Raw genomic sequence first — 957 nt, 5'->3', positions numbered from 1 at the left:
CTTGTAGCAGTTGGTCTTTCTCTTGCCACACATCCCCTAACCATTGCTGGAATTGGCGCTTGTACGGCTTGTCGTTGAAGTAATCCCCTAACACCTGCTCATCAACTGGCAACACTTTCACATGGACCACGATCTTAGTCATGCGCCCCATCAGCATGTCTTTAAAAGGTTTGTCCGTATTCTCTGGATACGCGAGGGTCACATCAATGATGTTCTCAAACTGCTCGCCCATTGCCGCCAATGTGTAAGCAATACCGCCTGACTTGGGTTGCAACAGGTATTGGTAGCCCGCTTTGCTTTTACGCTGCTTCTCTTCAGTAAAGCGTGTACCTTCCACGTAGTTCACAACCGTGGTTGGAGTATGCTTGAACTTGGCACACGAACGACGTGTGGTTGCCAAATCCTGGCCACGTTTGTGAGGGTTACGAATTAAATACTCACGAGAGTAACGACGCATGAAAGGCATGTCTAACGCCCAACATGCCATACCAATAAACGGCACATACAGCAGTTGTTGCTTGAGGAAAAACTTCGGCATTGGAATGCGATCTTTAAATACGCAGCACAGCACAACAATATCCGTCCAACTGAGGTGATTGCTGATCAGCAAATACCAACCATCTTTTTTCAGATTCTCGATGCCTTGAACGTCCCACTCCACACGGTTAGACAAGGCAAGAATCCCCGCATTGACGGTCGCCCAAATCCACATCACTTTGTTGGCTGCTTCCGTCCCTTTAGCTTTTAACTGCGCGGTCGGAAGTAGGATCTTAAAAATAGCGATGACACAAATTGCGAGTGAACAAATCGCAGAATTGAGGATCACAAAAGAAGCGTTAAAAAAAAATAACAAATATGCCAACATGATAACCAAACAACAGTGATAAGGTGTGAGTAATAAAACAGCGTGTAATTATACTGCTCCGTTGCCACATTGGAACATTTGTGAGAATGGTC

1 protein-coding gene is annotated in these 957 nt (G+C 45.8%); it reads right to left on the bottom strand.

The window, feature by feature from the left end; genetic code table 11:
* On the bottom strand, nucleotides 1-865 hold an 865-nt coding region (locus tag R7093_RS24300; RefSeq protein WP_318146893.1), incomplete at its 3' end, for an acyltransferase.
* Nucleotides 866-957: the final 92 nt, after the last annotated feature.

The sequence above is a fragment of the Vibrio sp. 1580 genome, from assembly GCF_033340055.1.
The sequence above is the reverse complement of the archived record's forward strand: the minus strand, read 5'-3'. Positions and strand labels throughout refer to the sequence as shown.